The sequence below is a fragment of the Methylobacterium nigriterrae genome (assembly GCF_037106235.1).
Lineage (GTDB): Bacteria > Pseudomonadota > Alphaproteobacteria > Rhizobiales > Beijerinckiaceae > Methylobacterium > Methylobacterium nigriterrae.
The window spans coordinates 1-1,132 of the sequence record NZ_JBAWTG010000401.1 but is presented as its reverse complement, the minus strand read 5'-3'; the positions used below and the strand labels follow the sequence as shown (position 1 = coordinate 1,132).

Sequence of the window (1,132 nt, the reverse complement as noted above, 5' to 3'; positions counted from 1 at the left end):
CTAGTGTCCTGATTCCTTAGTCTCTCTGACCTGGAGAGTTTGGTGGCAGAAGCGCTGGATGGCGGCGAGGATGTCGTCGGCTGTCTTGGTCCAGCGGAAGGGCTTTGGATCGGCATTGTGAGCGTCGATGAAGGCGCGGATGTCGCGTTCGAGTGCGTCGGTCGAGCGGTGGACGCCGCGGCGGATCGGCTTGTCGGTGAGCAGGGCGAAGAAGCGTTCGACCTGATTGATCCAAGAGGCGCCGGTCGGGGTGACGTGCACGTGCCAGCGCGGACGCTTGGCCAGCCAGGCGCGGATCGGCTTGGTCTTGTGGGTGGCGTAGTTGTCCATGACGAGATGGATGTCGAGATCGGCGGGCACGTTGGCCTCGATCTGGTCGAGGACCTTGCGGAATTCGCCGGAGCGATGCTTCGGGTAGCAGCGGCCGATCACGGCGCCGGTGGCGATGTCGAGGGCGGCAAACAGCGAGGTCGTGCCATGACGCGTGTAGTCGTGGCTGCGGCGCTCGACCTGACCGGGCCGCATCGGCAGGCGTGGCTGGGTGCGGTCGAGCGCCTGGATCTGGGACTTCTCGTCCACGCACAGCACCAACGCCCGGTCGGGTGGGCTCAGATACAGCCCGACGATCAGGGCCTCCCATCGAACTGGTTCGCTGGGGACCCGTCGCGCACCTTCTCGACGAACAGCGGATCGGTGGAGAGCTTGAAGGTCTCGCTCCGGTGCGGCTGCAGGCCGAAGGCCTGCCAGATGCGGTGGATGGTCGAGGGCGCGTAGCCGACCGCCTTGGCCATCGAGCGCAACGACCAGTGGGTGGCGCCCGGCGGCCTCGCCTCCAGCGTCAGGCGGATGGTCTCGGCGATCGCCTCGTCGCCAATCGTGCGCGGCGCGCCAGGAGGGGGCTCGTCCAAGAGCCCGTCGAGGCGGCGCTCGGCAAAGCGGCGCCGCCACTTCGAGACCGTGTTGGCATCCGCGCCCGCCGCGCCAGCGCCTGTCCGGTCTTCTGAGCCCGCGCCAACGACTCAAGTTCGCGCCGCTCGGACCCTGTCAGTTCGATGCCAATGGCAGACTTGCCCATCGCCCCGTCCCTCCGACCACTCTCGTGATCGTAGAAACCTCGCGATCAGGACACTAG

The 1,132-nt window shown here is 67.0% G+C and carries 1 pseudogene; it reads right to left on the bottom strand.

The window, feature by feature from the left end:
• Positions 1-1,007, bottom strand: a pseudogene (locus WDW90_RS37395) (IS630 family transposase); the annotation flags it as partial.
• Positions 1,008-1,132 lie beyond the last annotated feature (125 nt).